The organism is Bacillus sp. REN16 (genome assembly GCF_020731355.1).
In the GTDB taxonomy this organism is placed as follows: domain Bacteria; phylum Bacillota; class Bacilli; order Bacillales; family Bacillaceae_L; genus Ferdinandcohnia.
Genome location: NZ_JAJFZK010000010.1, coordinates 59,214 through 82,914 on the forward strand (window position 1 = coordinate 59,214; position 23,701 = coordinate 82,914).

Consider the following 23,701-nt stretch of genomic DNA (forward strand, 5'->3'; position numbering starts at 1 on the left):
TATATGGATGAAACTAGAAGAAAAGTAATTCTGGTAACGGATGGCGATGAATATGCGCAAAAGACATTAGAATATATTGCAAAAGAGGTTGGGGGACGATGTATCTCTAGATCACAAGGAAATCCTACAATCTTAACAGGTAAAGAAATGGTGAAATATATACTGGATACCCCACATGACCCGGTATTTGTGATGTTTGATGATAGTGGATTTTTGGGGGAAGGCGCTGGTGAACGTGCATTAAAATATGTCGCTAAACACCCTAAAATTGAAGTGTTAGGTGTTATTGCAGTTGCTTCTAAAACCCATCAAACAGAATGGACAAAGGTCGACATCAATATTGATCGCGATGGCAATTTGACGCCATACGGCGTAGACAAAAGCGGGATTACAGAGTATGACATTGGCCGAATTAACGGGGATACAGTCTATAGTTTAGACGAACTGGATATTCCGATAATCGTGGGTATTGGAGATATTGGAAAAATGGCACGTAAAGATGATATTAAAATAGGTGCCCCTATTACAAGAAAAGCTGTGGATCTAATACTCGAAAGGAGTGGTTATGATCGGAAAGGAAAAGAATACAAATAATACCCCAATTTCTCCTGATATCGTCACAAATGATAAATATTTCGAATCACGTATTGGTTTGGGAACGACAAATTTTGATATCGGTGTTAGAAAGATCAAAATTTTAAATAAGGAAGTTCATCTTTATTTTTTAAATGGACTATGTGATACGGCATTCATCATTGAAATTTTAGAAGAATTAGTCAGTATTAATGATAATGAAAAGAATTCTTCTGAGGTTTATAATATCATTGAGAATCGTCTAGTCCATCAGCAAGTAAGTACGATCAAGAATTTAGATGAAGCCGTAGATAATATTCTTTCCGGCCTAGTCCTCTTCTTAGTGGAAGGGGAAGATTCCGGATTAGCTGTTGACGTACGAAGTTATCCAGGAAGAACGCCGCAAGAGCCTGATACTGAAAAAGTAATTCGGGGTGCTCGTGATGGTTATGTGGAAAACATAATCGTGAATTGTGCATTGACGAGAAGACGGATCCGTGATGAAAGGCTCCGGAATGAGATTATGCAAGTTGGTGAGAGATCAAAAACAGATATTTGTGTCTCTTATATCCAGGATATAGCCAACCCAGATTTAGTGAAGCTAATCAAGAGTGAGCTTAGTAAGATTGATGTAGATGGTCTAACAATGGCTGATAAAACAATTGAGGAATTCTTGGTCCATCAAGGGTATAACCCATATCCATTGGTTAGATACACTGAGAGACCAGATGTTGCTGCAACCCATTTACTTGAAGGTCATGTCATAATAATTGTTGATACATCACCAAGTGTCATTATCACTCCAACCACGATGTTTCATCATGTGCAGCATGCTGAAGAATATCGTCAAGCTCCAGCAGTTGGTACATTGCTGAGATGGATAAGGTTTATAGGTATTCTCGCCTCCATCTTTCTTTTACCGCTCTGGTTTTTATTAGTGTTAGAACCAGATATGATCCCAAAGACAATTGATTATATAGGTCCAAATGAAAAGTCAAATATCCCAATTGTCGTTCAAATCTTTATCGCAGATATGGGTATTGAATTTTTAAGGATGGCGGCCATACATACGCCAACTCCGTTATCAACGGCGATGGGGTTAATCGCGGCAGCACTAATTGGTCAAATTGCCATTGATGTTGGATTGTTTGGACCAGAGGTCATCCTTTATGTGGCGATTGCGGCGGTTGGCACATTTGCAACGCCAAGCTATGAATTAAGTGCTGCAAATAAGATAGCAAGATTATTTCTATTAGTTATCGTCGCTATTTTTAAGGTCCCAGGATTTATTATTGGTTGCACGATCTATTTCTTGTTCTTAGCAAATATACGATCACTTAACACTCCATATTTATGGCCGTTTTTACCATTTAACGGAAAAGCGCTGCTGCAAATAGTGATTCGTTCTTCTGTACCTGGTGCAAAGATAAGACCAAGTATTGTACACCCTCAAAAACCTTTCAAACAATAGTTGCACCATATAATACGTTGTGTTAATCTATTTTTCATATAGCACAGCGTTAAAGTAGGTACTCTTGGAAGGAAGAGGGGAATTCAATGTTTTTACATGGAACAAGCAAAGTAACTGAAAAAAACCACTTAGAGATAGGTGGGGTAGATACGGTAGAATTAGCAAAACAATACGGCACACCTCTATATGTGTATGATGTCGCACTTATCAGAGAACGTGCCAGAAGCTTTCGTGAAACATTTAATCGTTTAAATATCCCTGCACAAGTTGCATACGCAAGTAAAGCCTTTTCAACAGTAGCGATGGTGCAGCTCGCTCATGAGGAAGGACTTTCACTAGATGTTGTTTCAGGCGGGGAATTATATACTGCTCTTCAAGCAGGGTTTCCAGTCGAACGAATTCACTTCCATGGTAATAATAAAAGCTTCGAAGAACTAGACATGGCTGTTAAAAATAAAATTGGATGTATTGTTGTAGACAATTTTTACGAGCTTTCTTTGTTAGAACAGGTTTGTATCGAAAATAAATCAACAATGAAAATTTTATTGCGGGTAACGCCAGGAGTTGAAGCCCATACCCATGATTATATTACAACTGGCCAGGATGACTCGAAATTTGGATTTGGACTTGATAATGGACAAGCAGACCAAGCTGTAGAGCAGGCGCTTCATTCTGAATACTTAGAATTATTAGGGATACATTCCCATATTGGGTCGCAAATTTTTGAAACAACAGGATTTTTAGTCGCAGCCGGTAAAATGTTTGCAAAACTAAAAGACTGGAAGGACCGTATGGATTTTGTACCAAAAGTTTTAAATCTAGGCGGTGGGTTTGGAATTCGTTACACCGAAGAAGATAAACCACTTCCAGTGTCAGAATATGTTGAAGCCATTATTGGGGAAGTAAAAAAGCATGCGGATGATCTATCGATCGACATCCCTGAAATTTGGATTGAGCCAGGTCGATCAATAGTAGGTGATGCGGGAACAACGATTTATTCCGTTGGTTCTCGAAAAGAAGTACCTGATATTCGCCAATATTTAGCAATTGATGGGGGTATGACAGATAATATTAGACCCGCCCTCTATCAAGCAAAATATGAGGCTGTTTTAGCAAATCGTGCCCTTGATCCTACGGAGGAAACAGTTTCAATTGCGGGTAAATGCTGTGAATCTGGGGATATGCTTATTTGGGATTTACCATTACCAAAAGCAAATTCAGATGATCTATTAGCCGTTTTCTGTACGGGAGCATACGGATATGCTATGGCTAATAATTATAACCGCATACCAAGACCAGCTGTGGTATTCGTAGAAAATGGTGAGGCGCAGCTAGTTGTTCAACGCGAAAGCTATGAAGATCTAGTAAGGTTAGACATTCCATTCAAAACAAAAGTAGTTGAATAAACAGACGAAAACCCACGAAAATTCGTGGGTTTTGTTTTGTCTATTTGAAAAAGTTCTTAATGGCGTCAATCAGGTTGACAAAGAATTCTTTTAGTTTATCTAAAAAACTTTGACCCTCTTCTGATTCAAGAAAATTGGTTAGCTTTTCCTTTGCTAAATTTAATTGTTCCCCAACCTGGTTCCAGTCGATATTAAGTTCCATTAGCTTATTAAAAAGCTCCATTAGTCGATTAATATCGGCATCTGATAATGTAATCCCCAAGTCTTTCGCAGCATTTATGATAATGGTACGAAGCTCTTCGTCGTTTTTTGGTGCATTTTTAGCTATTTCATCCTTAATCTTTGCCATTAAGGCAGCAGCTTCTTCTGCACCAATTTTCTCACTTAATTTTGTAGTTTCGACCATTTCTTCATTGGCAATTTGCTTAACATCTTCAGGAATTACCTTGTCTGAAGAAATCTCGTATGCTTTAATAATTCCAGTTAATGCTGCTGTTCCAGAAACGTCAAAAGGTCCTGTTACATAAATTGTTGCATCCTTTACACCAGCTGTAATTAGCGCATTGGCATACATTTCCTCTGTAATTAAAGTAATATGTTTTGAAATAGTTACATCTAACCCAGATCCTTTTTCACCAATCGTGATTGAGGCCGAAGATAGGGCTTTATTTCCAATTCTTGCCTTCGGAATATAGCTTCCAAGGTATTGATGTTCTTCGGCGTTTGTGACGACGACTGTTTGCGGGTTCTCAGGTGCATTCATTTCTTTTAGGATTGCGTCTTTTTGAGCAGCGGTCAGATCCTCGCCGAGTGTAATAATCACATCTCCGGGTGCAGCGTCAGCGAAGCTAAGTGATGGAAAAATGAGTGAAAACACGAGTAAAAATGAGAGAAATTTATATTTCAAATTTGTTTCCTCCTTTATTTTTTCAAAAAACAGAGATATCCATCGTTCATATTATACAATATTCGTTACCAAAAACATCTATTTGACTTTGAATTAGGAAAAACACTCCTTTCTGATTGGATTATTCGAACCATTTATAGTAAAATGAACTCGTTCAATACATATGGACGAAAGATTAGGAGCGGAGGTTTCAAATGAAAAAAGCTAGCATTGAATTTGAAAACGGAGAAAAAATTGTAATTGAGTTATATTCTAACGAAGCACCTGGAACTGTAGCAAACTTTGAAAAGCTTGCGAATGAAGGGTTTTATAATGGCCTAACTTTCCACCGTGTAATCCCAGGATTTGTTGCCCAAGGAGGCGACCCTAACGGGAACGGGACAGGTGGACCTGGGTACACTATTAAGTGTGAAACAGAAGGAAATCCACATAAACATGTACCTGGAGCATTATCTATGGCACATGCAGGCAGAGACACTGGTGGAAGCCAATTTTTTATTGTACATGAATCACAACCACATTTAGATGGAGTACACACTGTATTCGGTCAAGTTATTGAAGGATTGGATTCTGTATACCGTATCAAACAAGGCGATGTAATGAAAGAAGTTAAAGTTTGGGAAGAATAAGATATGAGGCACAACAGGTATTTCTTGTTGTGTCTTTTTCTTTGTCCTATAATGATTCATGTGAACAATAATATACATAGTCCGTATCGTAAAGTATTAAAATCGACAAAATAAGAGTAGTTTATGTTATACTAATTTACATCGCTAAAAGAATTAAATAGTTTCCTTCGGGGTTAGGTGAAATTCCTTACCGGCGGTGATGAACAATTGTTCTAAGCCCGTGACCCATTTTAATGTTAACTTTATTGTTAATAGGCTTTCGAGCCATGAATATTTCATTTAAAATGGTGGACTTTGGTGAGAATCCAAGGCCGACAGTTAAAGTCTGGATGGGAGAAGGATGTTAGTACGGTATGTGAAGAAAATTTGTCCATAATACCTTTTATTTGTGTTGGGCAAAATACATATTCTGTTGTTAATAACATCGTCCAAGACCCCGGTTTGTTTTCCGAGGTCTTTTTTGTTTTGAACCAAAGATAGAACCCCTGATTTACGTACATGATAAATAGAAAGGAGTGTAGATAACGTGAGAGACCAGGATTATATGAATTTAGCGATAAATGTTGCAAAGGCAGGTGTTGGTCAAACAACACCCAATCCTGTAGTCGGGGCCGTTGTAGTGAACGAAGGCCGAGTAGTTGGTATTGGTGCGCACTTAAAGGCCGGGGAACCTCACGCCGAGGTTCATGCGATCCGGATGGCCGGTGATAAAGCCCGAAATGCAACCGCTTATGTAACATTAGAGCCTTGCAGTCACCATGGGAAAACTCCTCCTTGCGCTGATCTTTTGGTAAATAGTCATGTGAAAAGAGTTGTCATTGCAACGACAGATCCAAATCCGCTTGTAGCCGGAAAGGGTATTGCCAAATTAGAGGCTGCCGGGATTGAGGTTGAGGTCGGGGTATGCAAAGAACAAGCAGATGAATTAAATGCAGTCTTTTATCATTATTTAGATAAAAAGATTCCATACGTAACCTTGAAATCCGCCACCACTCTTGATGGAAAAATAGCAACAGTAACAGGAGAAAGTAAATGGATAACAGGTGAGGAAGCAAGGAATGACGTCCATTTATATAGGAGTATCCACGATGCCATTCTTGTTGGAGTTAATACAGTTCTTGCAGATAATCCAAGTTTAACAACAAGGCTTCCAAATGGAACAGGAAAAAATCCGATTCGAATCATCTTGGATTCAAAACTAAGAACGCCTTTAGATTCAAAAGTCATTAATGACGGCGAAACCGAGACTTGGATTATAGTTTCCGATCAGGTAGGCGAAGGGGAAATAAACGAATTCTCCGGCAAAAATGGTGTTAAAGTTATTCAATTACAGGAGTCAAGAATTTCAATAAACACCCTGCTAACACGCTTAGGTGAAGAGGGTATTTCTTCCGTTTTTGTTGAAGGAGGAGCCGAAGTGAATGGCAGCTTTTTAAAGGAAAATGCGATTAACCAAGTCATCGTCTATCTTGCTCCAAAACTAATAGGTGGAAAGTCAGCACCGACATCTATTGGCGGTACTGGAATTGAATCCATCGATGAAGCTTTACAATTAACAATTAAATCTGTTGAACTGCTCGGAGAAGACGTGAAAATCGTAGCGGAACCGAGATTGAGGTGAAAAAATGTTTACAGGGATTGTAGAAGAAATCGGGAAAATTAAAGCGATAAATGGATCGAAGGACTCGGTTGAAATGGTGATCCAGGCTAAAAAGATTCTCGAGGATGTGAATTTGGGTGATAGTATTTCTGTTAATGGGGTGTGTTTAACCGTAACGGAATTTACTTCCGATGGTTTTACCGTTGATGTGATGCCAGAAACAGTTAAATCTACTTCATTACGTGAATTGCAACGAAATCATGCTGTCAATTTAGAAAGAGCAATGTCAGCGAATGGCCGCTTTGGAGGGCATATTGTTTCTGGCCATGTGGATGGTACCGGAAAAATTGTTCGCAAAGACCCAAAAGGGAATGCCGTGTATTATGAAATTGAAATTCCTGAAGAGCTTGTTCAGTTTATGATTTATAAAGGATCGGTTGCAGTAGATGGGACAAGCTTGACCATTTTCGGACTTACGGATAAAACATTTACTCTTTCTTTGATTCCTCATACGTTGTCAGAAACGATTTTACGTAACAAAGGGGTAGGAGACATCGTGAACATCGAGTGTGACATGCTTGGAAAGTATATCAGTCAGTTTATGCAAAGGTCTTTTTCAAACGAAAAAACGACAAAAACAAAGATTACAGCAAGCTTTTTAGAAGAAAACGGCTTTAAATAAAAAAGGGGGGATAACAATGTTTGATCCAATCGAAGATGCACTTGCCGACTTAAAACAAGGAAAAGTAGTGATTGTTTGTGATGCTGAAGATCGTGAAAATGAAGGTGATTTTATAGCAATCGCTGATAAAGCAACTCCTGAGGTCATTAATTTTATGATTACCCATGGGCGTGGACTCGTATGTACTCCGATTACAAAATCGTTGGCGAACAAGCTAAAACTTGAGCCAATGGTAAAACATAGTACAGACCCGCATGGGACTGCTTTTACAGTAAGTATCGACCATAAAACGAGCACCACAGGGATTAGTGCAATTGAACGTTCAACAACGATATTGGAATTACTTAATTCAGAATCAAAGCCATCAGATTTCAAAAGACCTGGTCACGTCTTTCCTTTAATTGCGAAGGATGGAGGGGTTCTCAGCAGGGCTGGTCATACTGAAGCAGCAGTGGATTTAGCTGCCCTTTGCGGCTCAGAGCCAGCTGGTGTAATCTGTGAAATTGTTAAAGAAGACGGAACAATGGCGAGAGTTCATGATTTGCGAAAGATTGCAGATGAATTTAACTTGAAAATGATTACCATTGAAGAATTAATTCGATATCGCAACAAACAAGAACAACAACGTACGGCAATTGAATAGGTAATCAAACCATTTTTAAAAAAATAGAACAATTATCGATAACATAGGAGGATCATGATGAATAAAATTTATGAAGGACATTTAGTTGGCACTGGTTTACGAGTAGGAATTGTAGTTGCACGTTTTAATGAATTTATAACAGCGAAATTATTAACTGGTGCCCTTGATGGACTTAAAAGACATGGGGTTGCAGACGAGGACGTGGAAATTGCTTGGGTTCCAGGTGCATTCGAAATCCCTTTGATTGCAAAAAAAATGGCTGAATCAAGCAAATATGATGCTGTGATTGCGTTAGGTACTGTCATCAGAGGCTCAACTTCCCATTATGATTTTGTATGTAATGAAGTAGCGAAAGGTTTGGCTTCAACCTCACTCGCGACTGGAAAACCAGTCATGTTTGGTGTATTAACAACCGATACGATTGAACAAGCAATCGAAAGAGCAGGAACAAAAGCAGGAAATAAGGGATGGGATTCTGCTGTATCTGCAATTGAAATGGCGAATTTAGCACGCTCATTCGACTAATTCACACATGCTTGTTTAGATATAGAAATTTTTGGATATAATTTAAATTTAAGGGTATTACGAAAAGACTATGGAAAATTTGCATTGTTAATGGTAACCTTAATAAATGTATGAAGGTTAGTCCAAAAGTAGTAATAGCTTTACTATTTGGAAAGTTTTTCGATAATGAGGGATTTATATGTTAATTCGTTATAAAAAGAATTATGAGAAAATCGCAATGGGGCTTCTTTCATTTATGCCGACTGAAAAGGACCTAAAGAATCTGCAAGCAACGATGAAGCATTATGAAGAAGACGATACTCAGCAGTTATTCTTATGGAAAGAAGAAGATATTGTAGGAATTATCGGAACAACAATCCATGACGGGAATCTTGTAGAAATTCAACATATCTGTGTGAACCCATCCCATCGGTATCAAGGAATTGGTAAAAGGATGGTAAAAGCACTTAAAGAGCATTTTCCAGATCGTGAATTAAGACCAAATGAACATACCGCGGCTTTTTTTGAGAAATGTGATTTCTCAGAGGATGAACAATGCGAACAGGGACAGTCATAAGACTGTCCCTTATATATTATCTAGCTTTAGAAGTCTTGTTCAATTCTTACTTGCTTCGTCTTTCCTGTTTTAAAAGAAATTGTTTTTGCCGTTCGGCAATAACTTCGCTTCGATCACGTAATGTATGTTTATGAATTAATTCCTTATTTGCTATGTCGCTTGCTTTTCCCCATGAATGACCGGATTGAATAGCTTGGGAAAGACAGGTTGCAAGGAGACCTTCATCTGCTATTGGTAAATTTATACTTTTGTAAGGTGCGCCATTTTCAATATCATGAAATTTCTTTTGAAGCACTTCAATTAGTTCGTCAACCTGCAAGCCTAAATATGCTAATTCGGATTTCTGATCCTTACATATCCTAATTGCACTTTTCATCATTTTGAGTGCCCCAGCTGTATTTCCGCGGCGGTGGTGGTAAAGTGATACGGCAATCTGTATTAAACCTACCCAATATGGCTTTCTTTCAGGAACAGGGTCCTCTTTCCAATATTCCTCCAATATTTCATGGCATTCAAAATAGTCGCGGTCACAGTGAAAATGAATTAAATAGTTTACAAATGCTTGTGGGTACAAGTAAGATCACACACCTTTTAACATGTATATGTATGTGTAGTTTAACATAATAACTATACCCATAACATGGAAAAAATAAAGTGTTCAGCAATTGCCGAACACCTTATCGTCGTTTTTAGTGGAGCTTAAAACCAAGAAGCACCAACAATAATTAAAAGAATAAACAATACTACGATTAAGGCAAATCCGCCTCCGAAGCCTCCGCATCCGTCACCCATTTAAAATACCTCCTTAAATTTCTTGATTACACAGTTATAGTATGACTTTTACCACTTCTTGTGTGGGCGGGTGTCCATACTAACATCATTTTTTAAAATAATTTTGTGGGACAAATATCCAAAATCCAGATATGGCTTGAATCCAAATTATGTTCTATACTATTTATTGTGCTAATATTAAAGAATAAGAAACTGTCATGAAGGGTATTTTTGGTGAGATGAGCGTGGATTTACATTACAGCGTAAAGATTGACTCTTTTGAAGGTCCATTAGACCTTCTTTTACATTTAATCAATCGATTAGAAATTGATATTTATGATATACCGGTTGCAGATATAACAGAACAATACTTAGTGTATATACATGCAATGAAAGAACTGCAATTAGACATTGCAAGTGAATACCTAGTTATGGCCGCGACGCTTTTAGCCATTAAAAGCAAAATGCTGCTTCCAAAACAAGAGGAAGAGCTGATCGACGGTGACTCCGAATTTGAATTTGAAGAGGACCCGCGTGAAGACCTTATGAATCGCCTGATTGAATACCGCAAATATAAGGAAGCTGCCGAAGATCTGAAACATCTGGAAGAAGAACGTTCCCAATTGTTCACAAAACCTCCAAGTGATTTAAGCGAATTTACTAAGGATGTCACAATTGATCATTCATTAGAAGTGAATCTTTATGACATGCTTGGCGCCTTTCAAAAGCTAATGCGCCGCAAAAAATTGCAGAGGCCGTTGTCAACGAGAATTGCAAGACAAGAAATTCCAATCGAAAAAAGAATGGAAGAAATTATTAATGAATTGAAGGGGTTCCGTGGAAAGAAGAAATTCACTGAGCTTTTTCCATACCATGATAAAAATCATATTGTTGTCACATTCCTTGCGCTTCTTGAATTAATGAAAAAAAATGCTGTGTTAATTGAACAGCAGAACAATTTTTCAGAAATTTATATATCGAGTATGGAAAGGGATTATTAGTAATGAAATTAATGGATTGGAAAGCCATTGTCGAAGGGCTTCTTTTTGCCGCCGGGGATGAAGGGTTGACATTGAAGCAAATGGCAATGGTTTTAGAAATAAGTGATCGTACTGTTCTGGACATCGTTAATGAGTTAAAGGCTGATTACGGACAAGTTGGCCGAGGAATAAACCTAGTGGAAGTTGCTGGAACATATCAACTAACGACTAAAAAAGACCATGCAGTTTATTTGAAGAAACTAGTAGAATCACCAACTTCGACCTCATTATCACAGGCTGCATTGGAAACACTTGCGATAATTGCTTATCGACAGCCGATTACTCGTGCAGAAGTAGAAGAAATTCGTGGGGTAAAAACGGAAAGGCCGATTCATACTTTAATGGCAAAAGTATTGATTAAAGAAGTTGGTCGTGCCCATGGCACAGGAAGAGCTATTTTATATGGAACTACAAAGGAATTCTTAGAGTATTTTGGGTTAAAGACATTGAAGGAATTGCCTCCACTGCCTGAAAAAGTGGATGAAGACTATGTCCAAGAGGAAGCAGACCTCTTTTTTGAGAGATTCCAGGAAACGATTGAAGATTCAAATTAATTAACCTTAAATTGGCTAACTATGGTAATATAAATCTATATGGAAAATGGTAGCGAATGAGGTGGAACTGTGTTAATTAAGCAATGTAGTGGATTTGAACTTGAAAAAACGTTAAAAAATACGTTTGAGGACTTTTTTAACCAATCTGAAGTCACATTTGTGGAAGATGGGGAAGAAAGAACGTTACAAGTACTTTATTTACGTTATTTTGATGAACAATTTACAACATTTACTCCTTTTACCGAAGACCCGGTTTTTAAAATTGATTCAAATGAAATTTATTTCAAAGATCTTGTAGCTCTTGTATGCCTGTTAAAGAATCCCAAGTACCGTAATCGGAAACGGGTATATCTAAATGAGCAAAAACAATTTGAAGAACATTTTAAAGGAATTCAATTTGATAGACTAAAAGAAATTATGACACATCTCCATCATAAAAACAGCTACGAAGTAAAATCGCCGATAGAATTTATTGAACAAACCTAATAAACAAACCCCAACTTAAACGGGTTCACCTTAGAGATGCAAATAGTATAAAACACCTAGCAAAACGCACATGAATTCACAATGTAATTCACAGTGCGTTTTTTGATTTATCAACATTTTGGCGAATTATAACTGATTACTGTTTCTCTCATTCACATAGTAAATCACAATGTATTGTTCTGTTTGATATGAATTTGAATATTATTAAAGAAATGTTATTACATTCTTTCTAGCGATCATATCAAGCGATTAAATAACGGGGGAGGAAATTTAGTTGGATAATGTATTAAAAGTTTCATCAAAATCAAATCCGAATTCAGTTGCAGGTGCAATTGCAGGCGTATTAAGTGAAAGAGGAAATACAGAAATTCAAGTGATTGGAGCTGGTGCTTTAAATCAAGCGATTAAAGCCATTGCGATTGCAAGAGGATTTGTAGCTCCTAGCGGTGTTAATCTGGTTTTTGTTCCTGCATTTACTGATGTTTTAATCAATAATGAAAATAGAACAGCAATCAAATTAATTGTAGGCCCTAGAAAAAAAAGATAGATTTTCGTTGAGAGTACCAATAATAAAAGAATCATTTAACAAACAGTCCCCTAACGCTATATTAGCTTGTTGTGCTACCGGGTAGCTTTATTGAAATAGGATAATACAGAAAGGCTTAGAGTTGAAGATAACTCTAAGCCTTTTTTGACTTTGAAATATACTGTGATTTGTGTTGAGAAATTTATGATATCTGCATTGTCATTAGGTCTGTGATTCAACGTGTTTGGCACCTAACAAGCAACCCCCTCAGTAATATACAAAGTTTAATAGTTCATAATGTTTGAGACACGAAAAGAGGGAAAACGCATACGATAATGACGATTTAACTTTATTCAGTCGAAGTTCTGACCCGACTGAATAAAGTCAAAGCCTCCGGCGGATGCCACGATTTTTCAAAGGAAGTTTTTCGAGCACGCTCGAAAAAATCGGGCGCAAATACGCCAAGGCGCATTTGATTATAAGGGAGGATAATGATGAGCAGCCCTGAAAAGTATGTGGAAGACGTTAGAAAATGGTTTTTGGAGATGAATAAGCAATTTGAAAATGAACGAGATGAAGAACTTCAATTGGAACTATCGAATTTTTCGAATTACCTTAATTCCGTAGAAGAAAAGCTAACTCCAACTAGTCTGCTTGAATTACAGGAAGAGGTAAAGAACCTTTATCATGCTGGTTTAAGATTTGCTGAACAACCTGGGGAAAATGAGGGATTTCAAGATACAAGAAGGGTGGGAATTGGACAGCATACATTGCCGCCATTACCTTATGCCTATGATGCATTAGAGCCATATATTTCAGAAGAAATCATGAGACTCCACCATGATAAGCACCATAAGAGCTATGTTGACGGTCTAAACAAAGCTGAGAAAATGATGGAAAAGGCCCGTAATACAGGTGACTATTACCTAATAAAGCATTGGGAAAGAGAAGCTGCCTTTAATGGTTCAGGTCATTATTTGCATACGATTTTTTGGAATGTCATGAAGCCAAAGGGCGGAGGTATGCCTGGACGTGAATTGCTTCGCCAAATTAATAGGGATTTTGGCAGCTTTGATGTCTTTAAAAGACATTTTAGTGAAGCAGCAAATAAGGTGGAGGGTGTTGGTTGGGCCATTTTGGTATGGTCACCAAGAGCAGGTCGCTTAGAAATCCTTCAAGCAGAACGTCATCAGTTCATGACCCAATGGGATACGATTCCTTTGCTTGTGCTTGATGTCTGGGAACATGCCTATTATCTTCAATATAAAAATGTACGTGCAGACTATGTGGAAAATTGGTGGAATATCGTTAATTGGGATGAAGTCGAACACCGATTCAATGAAGCTTCGAAACTTCTATGGAAGCAATACTAAGCAATATATTCATCTGCTGACCAAGTGTTGGTCAGTTTTTTTGTGTTATTTGTTGGACATGTTATGCATACACTTTTACAAAACGGCAAAAGGGACGGGGATCGAATGACATTATTTCGCAAAAGAGTTGTTACACTGATCATCATTGTTATGGTTCTCATAGGCTTCCTTCCTCAAAAAGCGAGCGCATTTACTGTTAGTGCAAAGGGTGCGATCTTAATAGAGCAAGAGTCTGGTAGAATTTTATTTGAAAAAAATGCCCATCAACGAATGAGAATTGCTAGTATTACTAAAATTATGACGGCTATTCTTGCTATTGAATCGGGAAAGATGAACGAGATGGTAAAGGTAAGTAATAAGGCTGTGCGTGCGGAAGGGTCTTCTTTATACCTAAAACCGAATGAGCAAATCAAGCTGGAGGATTTAGTTTATGGTTTGATGCTGCGTTCAGGCAATGATTCTGCAGTTGCTATTGCCGAGCATGTAGGCGGTAGTTTAGAAGGCTTCGTGTTTATGATGAATCAAAAAGCTGCGGAAATTGGTATGCAAAATACTGAGTTTGCAAATCCGCATGGATTAGATGATCACGAAAACCATTTTTCATCAGCCTATGACATGGCGATTCTAACGCGATATGCGATGGAGAATGAAAAATATAGGGAAATAGCCGGTACAAAGGTTCACCGTGCTCCGAATCCGACTGAAAAATGGGATCGTGTTTGGAGAAATAAAAATAAGCTGCTTACGAAGCTTTATCCGTATAGCACTGGTGGGAAAACAGGATATACAAAGCGTGCAAAACGCACCCTGGTTTCTACTGCATCAAAGGATGGAATCGATTTAATCGCTGTCACGATAAATGCTTCTGATGATTGGAATGATCATATGAATATGTTTAACCATGCTTTCGAAACGTATGATTTAGTGAAGCTTGTCAAAGAGGGCGATTTAAAAACTGACAGCAGTTTTTACAAAGGGAAAGTGTTTGTCGATCATGATTTTATGTATCCGCTGACTTCAGACGAGAAAAAAAATATAAAACTCAATGTTCATTTACTTGAACCTGAACATAAAGAGTGGCGGAAACCAGAAAATGTTCCTGATATTGTAGGTACACTTACCGTTAATCTTGGTGATGAGACAATAGAAGAAATGCCGATCTATTTTGATAATGGTCGTGTTGACCGTCCAAAGGAAACATTCTGGGAAACATTGAAAAGTATGTTTCTAGTAATTTTAGGGGTTAGATAACGATGGTAAATATCATATGGGTAGCAATGACAATTATCGGGATTATCTTTGCAATTGTAAATGGAACGATTAGTGAGGTTAATGAAGCAATCTTTAAGGGAGCTTCAGAGGCTGTCACCATCTGTATTGGGTTAATAAGTGTGCTTGTTTTCTGGTTAGGACTGATGAGAATTGCACAAGAGGCAGGTTTGTTAGAAAAATTGTCTAAATTGTTTCGTCCATTGGTGAGTCGTTTATTTCCGGAGGTGCCGGTGGACCACCCTGCAATGGGATATATGCTTTCAAACATGATTGCAAATATGTTTGGGCTTGGAAATGCAGCGACACCAATGGGAATAAAAGCGATGGAGCAGTTAAGGGTCCTAAATGACGGAAAAACATCTGCAAGCCGTTCGATGGTAACATTTTTAGCAATCAATACTGCAAGTGTGACGCTTGTCCCTACCACAGTAATTGCAATCAGGATGACCTATGAATCTGCAAATCCGACTGAAATTGTTGGTCCAACACTAATTGTAACCCTTATTTCGGCTTTTGGTGCAGTATTGATCGACCGGTATTTTTATTACCGAAGAATGAAGAAGGGTGGCGCAGATAAATGAACATCATTAGCAACTTGTCACTCTGGCTAATACCCGGAATCATTGGATTTATCCTTTTATATGGAACAATAAAAAGAATTCCCACGTATGAAACATTTGTAGAAGGTGGAAAGGAAGGAATTAAAATTGCCTTTTCAATTATGCCCTTTTTAATTGGAATGTTAGTTTCAATTTCTATATTTAGGGCATCTGGTGCAATGGATTTTTTCATTAATTTAATCCGCCCAGCTCTGGAGTTCGTAGGATTCCCAGCAGAAATTGCTCCATTAGCTTTAATAAGGACGATGTCTGGTACAGCTGCATTAGGAATGACAACTGATATCATTGCTACATATGGTCCTGATTCCTTTCTGGGGAGACTGGCATCAATCATGCAAGGAAGCACTGACACAACCCTTTATGTATTGACAGTCTATTTCGGGGCAGTTGGAATCAAGAAAATGGGTGATGCCCTCAAGGTCGGCCTTTTAGCTGATTTACTTGGAATAGTCGTAAGTATAGTTGTCGTTACGTTTATATTTGGATCTTAAAACACGCAAAGTAGCGTGTTTTTCTTTTTTGGGTTTATTAGGAAACTATTGGGATGGGCATACTAAAGAATGTTTTTATTGTACAAATACACAGAAACAAGTAAGATGTTTAAGGGGTGAGCATAGATGGAACGACTACAGAAAATAATTGCACATGCAGGTGTAGCTTCAAGGAGAAAGGCAGAGGAGCTAATTGTTGCAGGGCATGTTAAAGTAAATGGAAAAGTTGTGAAGGAGCTTGGAATTAAGGTAGGCTCAAATGATAAAATTGAAGTAAGCGGTATTCCACTAGAAAGAGAAGAACCCGTTTATTTTTTATTTTATAAACCACGGTCTGTCATTTCAAGTGTAAGTGATGATAAAGGGAGAAAGGTTGTAACTGACTTTTTTCCAGAGATTAAAGAACGGATTTATCCAGTTGGAAGACTGGATTATGATACGTCTGGATTGCTTTTATTAACAAATGATGGTGAGTTTGCTAACTTATTAACGCATCCAAAGTATGAGATTGAGAAGGTTTATGTGGCAAAAATTAAGGGCATTCCACCTAAGGAAAAGCTTCGTCAATTAGAAAGAGGCGTTAAGCTGGAGGATGGAAAGACAGCTCCTGCTAAAGTGAAGCTTATATCCATGGACAAGCGCAAACAAACGTCTATTATTGAGATTAGCATTCATGAAGGAAGAAACCGTCAGGTAAAAAGAATGTTTGAGGCGATTGGGCATGAAGTAACGAAGCTTAAGAGAGAAAGATTTGGCTTTTTAACCCTTCAAGGATTGCATACCAGCGAGTATAGAGAACTGCTTCCGCATGAGGTTAAACAATTAAGAGCTTTAGCGAGTACGAAGGATAATCGTTTATAGATTGCAGACTCATTTAGAGCAGCAGGTCCTTCAATAATGATTCTCAATTGTCACATAACCTTCAAAATGTTTGCAATGTCAATATATTATTAAGTGCTATAATGGCAAAGAAAGTACACAATTATAGGAAAGTACACATTATATCTAATAAAGGGAGATTCAAATGGATAAGAAAAAGCGACGATTAGTTCTTCGGACCGTTATTTTGTTACTTCTCGCCGCTGCGCTCGTTTATACATTGTATATCAATTTCTTTACAAGTAAGGAAAAGGTGGCAGTGGGGGATAAGGCACCAGACTTTGTCGTGACAGACTTAAATGGGAAGGAACACCATCTATCAGAGTTTAAAGGAGAAAAAGGTGTGTTCTTAAACTTTTGGGGAACATGGTGTGAACCATGTCAACGTGAATTCCCATATATTGATACATACTATCAGGAATACAAGGATCAGGGTGTTGAGATAATCGCGATTAACGTTGGAGAACCGAAATTCAGTGTGAATAATTTTATCGAAAAATACGATTTATCATTTCCTGTTGCAATTGATAAGGGGAACCAGTTGCTGAATGCCTATGGAATTGATCCATTGCCAACTACTTTGTTAATTGATAAAGATGGAAAAGTTGTAAAGATCATTACTGGTGAGATGACAAGCAAGATGGTCCAAGACTATATGGAGCTAATAAAACCATAGGGAGTTATTTTTTATGGAAAATGTAAAATGCGAATGTGGGCATGTGAACCCGCACGGTACAATTTTTTGTGAGGCTTGTGGAAAACCTGTCCAAAGCGAAGAAACAACTCAGACAGATAAAGAGAAAAAGAAATTGCTTGATATGAGGTATGAAGGAAGTGCTAGACGATCTCAAACCTATAATAAAACAATTGTAGATAAAATTTGGAACTTCTTCTCATCTGTAAAAGTAGGGGTTTGGATCATTATTGTGCTTTTAATTGCTTCAGCACTTGGGACGGTTTATCCCCAAGAATTATACATACCACCAAGCATGAGCCCAGCTGATTTCTATGAACAAGAATATGGAATAACCGGAAGATTATATTATCAACTAGGCTTCCACAACCTATATGGTTCATGGTGGTATATGATACTTATCGCGATGCTTGGAATTTCGTTGATTATTTGTAGTATTGACCGAGTCGTACCGCTGTATAAGGCATTGAAAAAACAAGGTGTTACCCGTCACGAAAGTTTTTTGAAAAGACAACGTGTCTATGGAAAAGAAACAGTTGAAAATGTTGAAAAAGACTTTGAAATAGTTAAGGCAAAATTAAAAAAGAAACATTATTCAGTCCGTGAAGAGAATGGGAATATATTAGCGGAAAAAGGCCGATTCTCAAGATGGGGCCCTTATGTAAACCACTGTGGACTCATTCTATTTCTAATAGGTGCAATGCTTCGGTTTGTACCTGGAATGTATGTAGATGAGGTTCTTTGGATTCGTGAAGGTGAAACTGCAAGTGTTCCGGGAACACATGGAAAATACTATTTAGAGAGCGAACGTTTCCTAGTAGAAGTTTATGAGAAGGGCAAAGAAAAAGAAGTCTTTGATGAAGCGCTTGATATTGCTGGAAATGGGATGGTTGTTAAAAACTATCAAACTGACGTTAAGTTGTATGAACGTACAGATGAGATTATCCCTGGAGTTGAACCAGAATTAAAAGAAATTAAATCTCATGAAATCCGCGTAAATGAGCCGTTAAAGCATGACCATTATGCATTTTATCAAGTAGATTATAAACTTAACGAATTTAGTACAATGTCCTTTAATATGATTGACAAAGATACCGATGAGGACTTTGGAAAAATCACGATTAATTTAAGGGATCCCCAGGAAAAATATGATCTGGGAAATGGATACCAGGTCGAGTTAGCAAGTTATTTTCCTGATTTCTTTTTTAATGATAAAGGTGAACCGGCTACTAAATCAAAGGTTCCGAATAACCCAGCATTTGTATTTAAAATGAAAGCTCCTGATAAACCTGATGGAGAAATTAGTTTTGTTGCCATTCAGCAAAATATTGAACCAATGGGCGATAATAAATACAAGATGGCTTTTGCTGGAATTGAAATGAAGAACGTCTCCGGGTTAACAGTCAGAAGGGACTTCACATTATGGTTACTAGCTTTGGGTGGAGCAATCTTCATGATTGGGGTTATTCAAGGTTCATACTGGCATCATCGTCGGATCTGGGTTCAACGAAAAAATAACGAGGTTATTGTTGCCGCACATACGAATAAAAACTGGTTTGGTCTAAAAAATGAAATTCGTTATGTTCTGGCGGAGACAGGTATCCCGGAACCAATAGATCAAGTTGATGCGAAAAATACGGAAAATAAGGAGGGATAAAAATGGCTGAATTAAGCTCAAATCTTCTTTATGCTGCTTTTATTCTTTATCTTGTGGCTACCTTCATCTTTGGAGGCGCAATTAGAGATAAGAAAAGCTCAAATGGGTATAACCGCTGGTCTCATATTGGAATAGCTATTACCATCATTGGATTTGCAGCACAGGTAGGCTATTTTATTACTAGGTGGATTGCATCGGGACACGCGCCAGTTAGTAATTTGTTTGAATTTATTACATTCTTTGGAATGATGTTAGTCCTTGCATTCATCATCATTTATTTTATTTATAAAACAAGCATATTAGGGCTTTTCACTCTGCCTATTGCCTTATTGGTTATTGCGTATGGCAGTATGTTCTCAAAAGAAATTTCACCACTAATTCCAGCATTACAGAGTGACTGGTTGCATATCCATGTGACGACAGCTGCATTAGGCCAAGCTATTCTATCCATTAGCTTTGTTGCAGGGATCTTATATCTTTTGAAATCCGTTGATCAGTCTGTCAAAAGCAAGAAAACATTTTGGCTGGAATTTATTATGTATATTCTTGTTGTTGTTGTAGGCTTCGTAGCTATTACAACTGCCTTTGGGGCAATGAAATATGAATCAGTCTTTTCATGGGTTGATAAAGAAGGCGTAAGCTCCGAAATGGTGTATAAATTACCTGCTTTAGTTATACCTAACGAAGGTGAATTATTGACAGACGGCAAATTTTCTAGTGGAATTGAATTACCAGCGTTATTAAGTGCAAGAAAAGTAAACTCAGTTCTTTGGTCAATTATTTCGGGTTCTATTTTATTTGGACTAATTCGTTTAATTCTGCGTAAACGTATTGGTGCGGCATTACAGCCATTAACCAGACGATTAAATTTAGATTTAGTTGATGAAATTGGGTATCGATCAGTTGCAATTGGATTTCCAGTTTTCACATTAGGAGCGTTAATTTTTGCAATGATTTGGGCACAAATAGCCTGGACGCGTTTCTGGGGTTGGGATCCAAAAGAAGTATGGGCGCTTATCACATGGCTCTTCTATGCAGCCTTCTTACATTTAAGACTTTCAAAAGGCTGGCATGGTGAAAAATCAGCTTGGCTGGCAGTCGTCGGATTTTTCATTATTATGTTCAATACGATTTTCGTAAATCTAGTTATTGCTGGATTGCACTCATATGCATAAGTGAGAAAGCCTTCATCGTCATGATGAAGGCTTTTCTATCAATTGTTTGTGTCGGAATTTCGACTTTTCCGCCGTTTTGGATAGGTAGTGTGATATATGTTATAGCAAATTATGAAATTTTTATGTACGATAGAGATGTATAGAAATATTCTTTCGGAAAGAAAATGGAGGAATAAGAAAATGGAAAACGAAGCTAGAATTTTGATTGTTGATGATGAAGAAAGAATTCGTCGTTTACTTAAAATGTATTTAGAGAGAGAAAATTATGCAATAGAAGAAGCTGATAATGGAAATGATGCCGTAGAAAAGGCATTAAAAAATGAATATGATCTTATTCTATTAGATCTCATGATGCCAGGAAAAGATGGCATTGAGGTATGCCGTGAGTTGCGTGAAAAGAAATCAACTCCGATCATTATGCTAACCGCTAAAGGCGAAGAAGTAAACCGCGTTCAAGGCTTTGAAGTTGGAACAGATGACTATATTGTAAAACCATTTAGTCCAAGAGAGGTTGTTTTGCGTGTAAAAGCATTATTGAGAAGAGCATCACTTACAACCTACCTTCAAACAGAAACAACAGCGAAGGATATTATCGTATTCCCACATCTAACAATCGATAATGATGCACACCGTGTGACTGCTGACGGAAAAGAAGTGGGCCTAACTCCTAAGGAATACGAATTGTTGTGCTACCTAGCAAAAGCACCAGATAAGGTATTTGACCGTGAGCAATTGTTAAAAGAGGTATGGCACTATGAGTTCTTTGGTGACCTGCGTACGGTTGACACACATGTTAAACGCTTGCGTGAAAAGTTAAACAAAGTATCTCAAGATGCGGCCAAAATGATTGTCACTGTCTGGGGTGTCGGTTATAAATTTGAGGTCGGCCAAGAATGAAATTTTGGCGAAGTGTAGTAGGAAAACTATGGGCAACCATTCTTTTACTGTTTTCCTTTGTATTATTTGTTTTATCTATTTTATTTATGGAGTATTTTGAGAATTATCATATTCAAGAAGCAGAGAGAAATTTAACCCAACTAGCAGCAAATATCGCTGTCGTAATGGAACAACATGAGGATAAAGATGTTGCTCGTAATCTTGCTTGGGAGCTCGTGAATGACGAAACAAAGGTCATTATAGTAGCAGATAAAAACACATATTGGGTGTCGCCTGATCGTAAATTAGTTGCAAACATTCCTGTCAGTCTGTTAACTGATGATCCAGACTTAAAAAATGTGATCACGAAGGATCAAAACAAAAGCAAGAAGATCATCGTGCCAGAAAACGATACAGGAAACAACCAAAGCCAAGAGCTATTTGTAGTTGGAGCACCACTTCATATTGAAAATAATCAAAAGGGTGCGGTATATCTTTATCAATCATTAGATGTTGTTCAGCAAACAACCCAACATACAACCCAATTTATCATTTTAGCAGCTGGTATCGGGATCGTTCTGACGACTGTTTTTGCTTTTTTCTTATTGACCCGAATTACGGCTCCTTTACGAAAAATGCGGGAAGCTGCTACCGAAGTCGCTAAAGGTAAATTTGATACGAAAGTTCCCATTCTAACACATGACGAAATTGGTGCTTTGGGATTGGCTCTTAATCAAATGGGCAGGCAATTAAAATATAATATGAACGCTCTAAATCAAGAGAAAGAGCAGCTTGCAAGTATATTAAATAGTATGGCGGATGGTGTTATCACGTTAAATCGTGATGGAACAATCTTAATTACAAATCCTCCTGCTGAACGCTTTCTTCAAGCTTGGTACTATCAACAGGGTATGTATCAAGGAGTTGGTCAAGAGCTTCCGCCAGAAGTAAAAGAATTATTTCAACGAGCTGTTTCCTTTGAAAAGGAGCAATTTATCGAAATAAGCCTCCAGGGAAGAACATGGGTTATTTTAATGAGCCCACTCTATAATCAGACGTATATTAGAGGGGCAGTTGCGGTACTTCGTGATATGACTGAAGAGAGAAGGCTGGATAAGCTACGGGAGGATTTTATTGCAAATGTTTCACACGAATTGAGAACACCGATTGCAATGCTTCAGGGATATAGTGAAGCGATTATGGATGATATTGCAAGCTCTGAAGAAGAGCGAAAAGAAATTACGAAGGTCATTTATGATGAGTCACTACGTATGGGGCGTCTTGTCAATGAATTATTAGACATAGCGAGAATGCAATCTGGTCATATTACATTGAATAAAGAAGATGTTGATTTCGATACATTTATCAGCCGTGTAATTCGAAAATTCCAGGGGCTGGCCAAGGACAATTTAATTACTTTAACTGCAAATAAAGAAGATATCGGTGAAATTTTCATGGATCCTGATCGTATTGAGCAGGTATTTACAAATTTAATTGATAATGCGATTAGGCATACTGATGAGGGCGGCACGGTTGAGGTTCTTGTAACAGGACAAGAAACATCCATAAAAGTGGATATCAGAGACACCGGATCAGGAATACCGGAAGATGATCTTCCTTTTGTATTTGAACGCTTTTATAAGGCCGATAAAGCTAGAACAAGAGGAAAATCTGGTACTGGATTAGGACTTGCCATTGCAAAAAATATAATCAGTGCTCACAATGGAAATATTTCTGTCCACAGTAATCTTGGCGAAGGAACGACTTTTACATTCATAATCCCTCGAAAAAGTGAGTAATTTGAAAGAATGTGGCGAAGATTCTTGTTTCATAAGAAACATTTTCATTGTAAAAGAAAAAATCTTCTTGTAATATAAGGATGTTAATTAAAAACAGAATAATAAATCAGAATTAAGGTGTCAAAGAATGATCTAATCATTCTTTTAGACTTAATAGGGAATCTGGTGTGATACCAGAACTGCCCCCGCAACTGTAATAGTGGACGAAATGAGAAGAACCACTGTATGAATGGATGGCAAATGTTGTTCATCATATGGGAAGGGCTCAAAGTAGGAAGAAGCTTAAGTCAGTAGACCTGCCTATTTCAATCGTCTTTTAATTCTTCGGGGTGGGGGATTAACAATCAAGCTATTTGCTTTTTTGTTGTTTTTCCTAATCATTAACAAAGCCCACCCGAAACGGTGGGCTTTTAATTTTATATATAAAATTAAAGCCTCCGGCGGATGCCACGATTTTTCAAAGGAAATTTTTCGAGCAGTAAGATCGAAGACTAAC

25 protein-coding genes, 1 pseudogene and 2 riboswitches are annotated in these 23,701 nt (G+C 37.7%); of the genes and pseudogenes, 23 read left to right on the forward strand and 3 right to left on the reverse strand.

Features of this window, described 5'->3' with window-relative positions:
- Positions 1-3 precede the first annotated feature (3 nt).
- The 3 genes from LKW28_RS15090 to lysA all read left to right on the forward strand — a co-directional run bounded on the left by LKW28_RS15090 (position 4) and on the right by lysA (position 3,450).
- Positions 4-594: a stage V sporulation protein AE gene (locus LKW28_RS15090; RefSeq protein WP_229141183.1), complete on the forward strand. Its 591-nt coding sequence runs from the start codon at positions 4-6 to the stop codon at positions 592-594.
- Complete coding sequence (locus tag LKW28_RS15095) at positions 566-2,044, forward strand: spore germination protein (protein WP_229141184.1); 1,479 nt, start codon at positions 566-568, stop codon at positions 2,042-2,044. Before LKW28_RS15090 ends, LKW28_RS15095 begins: the two co-directional genes overlap by 29 nt.
- An 86-nt stretch (positions 2,045-2,130) precedes the next feature.
- A complete protein-coding gene (gene lysA, locus LKW28_RS15100) occupies positions 2,131-3,450 on the forward strand; it encodes a diaminopimelate decarboxylase (protein WP_229141185.1) in 1,320 nt (439 codons plus the stop codon).
- 40 nt (positions 3,451-3,490) lie between these two features.
- On the opposite strand, the gene LKW28_RS15105 is transcribed toward lysA, so the two are convergent.
- On the reverse strand, positions 3,491-4,357 hold the full coding sequence (locus tag LKW28_RS15105) for a DUF1002 domain-containing protein (protein WP_229141186.1): 867 nt from the start codon (positions 4,355-4,357) through the stop codon (positions 3,491-3,493).
- Between the two features lie 194 nt (positions 4,358-4,551).
- Here LKW28_RS15105 and LKW28_RS15110 point away from each other — a divergent pair, with 194 nt between their 5' ends.
- From LKW28_RS15110 to LKW28_RS15135, 6 genes and pseudogenes are all read left to right on the forward strand, one after another.
- Entirely contained in the window at positions 4,552-4,986 is a 435-nt protein-coding gene (locus tag LKW28_RS15110; protein ID WP_229141187.1) for a peptidylprolyl isomerase, read from the forward strand.
- A 159-nt stretch (positions 4,987-5,145) separates the two neighbouring features.
- A riboswitch (FMN riboswitch) is annotated at positions 5,146-5,331 on the forward strand.
- Between the two features lie 199 nt (positions 5,332-5,530).
- Positions 5,531-6,607, forward strand: coding sequence for a bifunctional diaminohydroxyphosphoribosylaminopyrimidine deaminase/5-amino-6-(5-phosphoribosylamino)uracil reductase RibD (gene ribD / locus LKW28_RS15115; protein WP_229141354.1), 1,077 nt, complete (start codon positions 5,531-5,533; stop codon positions 6,605-6,607).
- Between the two features lie 4 nt (positions 6,608-6,611).
- Positions 6,612-7,268 carry a riboflavin synthase gene (gene ribE / locus LKW28_RS15120; protein ID WP_229141188.1) on the forward strand — a complete coding sequence of 219 codons (657 nt, stop codon included), beginning with the start codon at positions 6,612-6,614 and terminating at the stop codon, positions 7,266-7,268.
- Between the two features lie 16 nt (positions 7,269-7,284).
- A pseudogene (ribB, locus tag LKW28_RS15125) lies at positions 7,285-7,890 on the forward strand (3,4-dihydroxy-2-butanone-4-phosphate synthase); the annotation flags it as partial.
- Between the two features lie 78 nt (positions 7,891-7,968).
- On the forward strand, positions 7,969-8,436 hold the full coding sequence (ribE, locus tag LKW28_RS15130; RefSeq protein WP_229141189.1) for a 6,7-dimethyl-8-ribityllumazine synthase: 468 nt from the start codon (positions 7,969-7,971) through the stop codon (positions 8,434-8,436).
- Between the two features lie 178 nt (positions 8,437-8,614).
- Positions 8,615-8,992, forward strand: coding sequence for a GNAT family N-acetyltransferase (locus tag LKW28_RS15135; protein WP_229141190.1), 378 nt, complete (start codon positions 8,615-8,617; stop codon positions 8,990-8,992).
- A gap of 46 nt (positions 8,993-9,038) precedes the next feature.
- On the opposite strand, the gene LKW28_RS15140 is transcribed toward LKW28_RS15135, so the two are convergent.
- Both LKW28_RS15140 and LKW28_RS15145 read right to left on the reverse strand, forming a co-directional pair.
- Positions 9,039-9,566 carry a DUF309 domain-containing protein gene (locus LKW28_RS15140; RefSeq protein ID WP_229141191.1) on the reverse strand — a complete coding sequence of 176 codons (528 nt, stop codon included), beginning with the start codon at positions 9,564-9,566 and terminating at the stop codon, positions 9,039-9,041.
- 125 nt (positions 9,567-9,691) lie between these two features.
- Entirely contained in the window at positions 9,692-9,784 is a 93-nt protein-coding gene (locus tag LKW28_RS15145; protein ID WP_229141192.1) for a YjcZ family sporulation protein, read from the reverse strand.
- 224 nt (positions 9,785-10,008) lie between these two features.
- Between LKW28_RS15145 and LKW28_RS15150 the strand changes: the two genes are divergently transcribed.
- The 14 genes from LKW28_RS15150 (at position 10,009) to LKW28_RS15215 (ending at position 23,205) form a co-directional block, all read left to right on the forward strand.
- The gene (locus LKW28_RS15150; protein ID WP_229141193.1) at positions 10,009-10,764 is read left to right on the forward strand and encodes a segregation/condensation protein A; all 756 of its coding nucleotides are present in this window, start codon (positions 10,009-10,011) and stop codon (positions 10,762-10,764) included.
- A gap of 2 nt (positions 10,765-10,766) precedes the next feature.
- Entirely contained in the window at positions 10,767-11,357 is a 591-nt protein-coding gene (gene scpB, locus LKW28_RS15155; protein WP_229141194.1) for an SMC-Scp complex subunit ScpB, read from the forward strand.
- A gap of 69 nt (positions 11,358-11,426) precedes the next feature.
- On the forward strand, positions 11,427-11,843 hold the full coding sequence (locus LKW28_RS15160) for a hypothetical protein (protein WP_229141195.1): 417 nt from the start codon (positions 11,427-11,429) through the stop codon (positions 11,841-11,843).
- A gap of 274 nt (positions 11,844-12,117) precedes the next feature.
- Positions 12,118-12,390, forward strand: coding sequence for a stage V sporulation protein S (locus LKW28_RS15165; RefSeq protein WP_057999999.1), 273 nt, complete (start codon positions 12,118-12,120; stop codon positions 12,388-12,390).
- Between the two features lie 473 nt (positions 12,391-12,863).
- Positions 12,864-13,742 (forward strand): superoxide dismutase, encoded by an 879-nt coding sequence (locus tag LKW28_RS15170; protein WP_229141196.1) that lies wholly within the window; start codon positions 12,864-12,866, stop codon positions 13,740-13,742.
- A gap of 105 nt (positions 13,743-13,847) precedes the next feature.
- On the forward strand, positions 13,848-14,993 hold the full coding sequence (locus LKW28_RS15175) for a D-alanyl-D-alanine carboxypeptidase family protein (RefSeq protein WP_229141197.1): 1,146 nt from the start codon (positions 13,848-13,850) through the stop codon (positions 14,991-14,993).
- Positions 14,994-14,995: 2 nt separating this feature from the next.
- Positions 14,996-15,595 carry a nucleoside recognition domain-containing protein gene (locus LKW28_RS15180; RefSeq protein ID WP_229141198.1) on the forward strand — a complete coding sequence of 200 codons (600 nt, stop codon included), beginning with the start codon at positions 14,996-14,998 and terminating at the stop codon, positions 15,593-15,595.
- On the forward strand, positions 15,592-16,125 hold the full coding sequence (locus LKW28_RS15185; protein ID WP_229141199.1) for a spore maturation protein: 534 nt from the start codon (positions 15,592-15,594) through the stop codon (positions 16,123-16,125). Before LKW28_RS15180 ends, LKW28_RS15185 begins: the two co-directional genes overlap by 4 nt.
- Positions 16,126-16,251: 126 nt before the next feature.
- Positions 16,252-16,986, forward strand: coding sequence for a 23S rRNA pseudouridine(2605) synthase RluB (gene rluB / locus LKW28_RS15190; protein WP_229141200.1), 735 nt, complete (start codon positions 16,252-16,254; stop codon positions 16,984-16,986).
- A gap of 163 nt (positions 16,987-17,149) precedes the next feature.
- Positions 17,150-17,680 carry a thiol-disulfide oxidoreductase ResA gene (resA, locus tag LKW28_RS15195; RefSeq protein ID WP_229141201.1) on the forward strand — a complete coding sequence of 177 codons (531 nt, stop codon included), beginning with the start codon at positions 17,150-17,152 and terminating at the stop codon, positions 17,678-17,680.
- Between the two features lie 13 nt (positions 17,681-17,693).
- Positions 17,694-19,355 carry a cytochrome c biogenesis protein ResB gene (locus tag LKW28_RS15200; RefSeq protein WP_229141202.1) on the forward strand — a complete coding sequence of 554 codons (1,662 nt, stop codon included), beginning with the start codon at positions 17,694-17,696 and terminating at the stop codon, positions 19,353-19,355.
- Between the two features lie 2 nt (positions 19,356-19,357).
- On the forward strand, positions 19,358-20,530 hold the full coding sequence (gene ccsB / locus LKW28_RS15205; protein WP_229141203.1) for a c-type cytochrome biogenesis protein CcsB: 1,173 nt from the start codon (positions 19,358-19,360) through the stop codon (positions 20,528-20,530).
- A 180-nt stretch (positions 20,531-20,710) separates the two neighbouring features.
- Positions 20,711-21,427, forward strand: a complete 717-nt coding sequence (locus LKW28_RS15210) for a response regulator transcription factor (protein ID WP_229141204.1) — start codon at positions 20,711-20,713, stop codon at positions 21,425-21,427.
- Positions 21,424-23,205, forward strand: a complete 1,782-nt coding sequence (locus tag LKW28_RS15215) for an ATP-binding protein (RefSeq protein ID WP_229141205.1) — start codon at positions 21,424-21,426, stop codon at positions 23,203-23,205. Before LKW28_RS15210 ends, LKW28_RS15215 begins: the two co-directional genes overlap by 4 nt.
- Positions 23,206-23,303: 98 nt before the next feature.
- Positions 23,304-23,524: riboswitch (cobalamin riboswitch) on the forward strand.
- Positions 23,525-23,701: the final 177 nt, after the last annotated feature.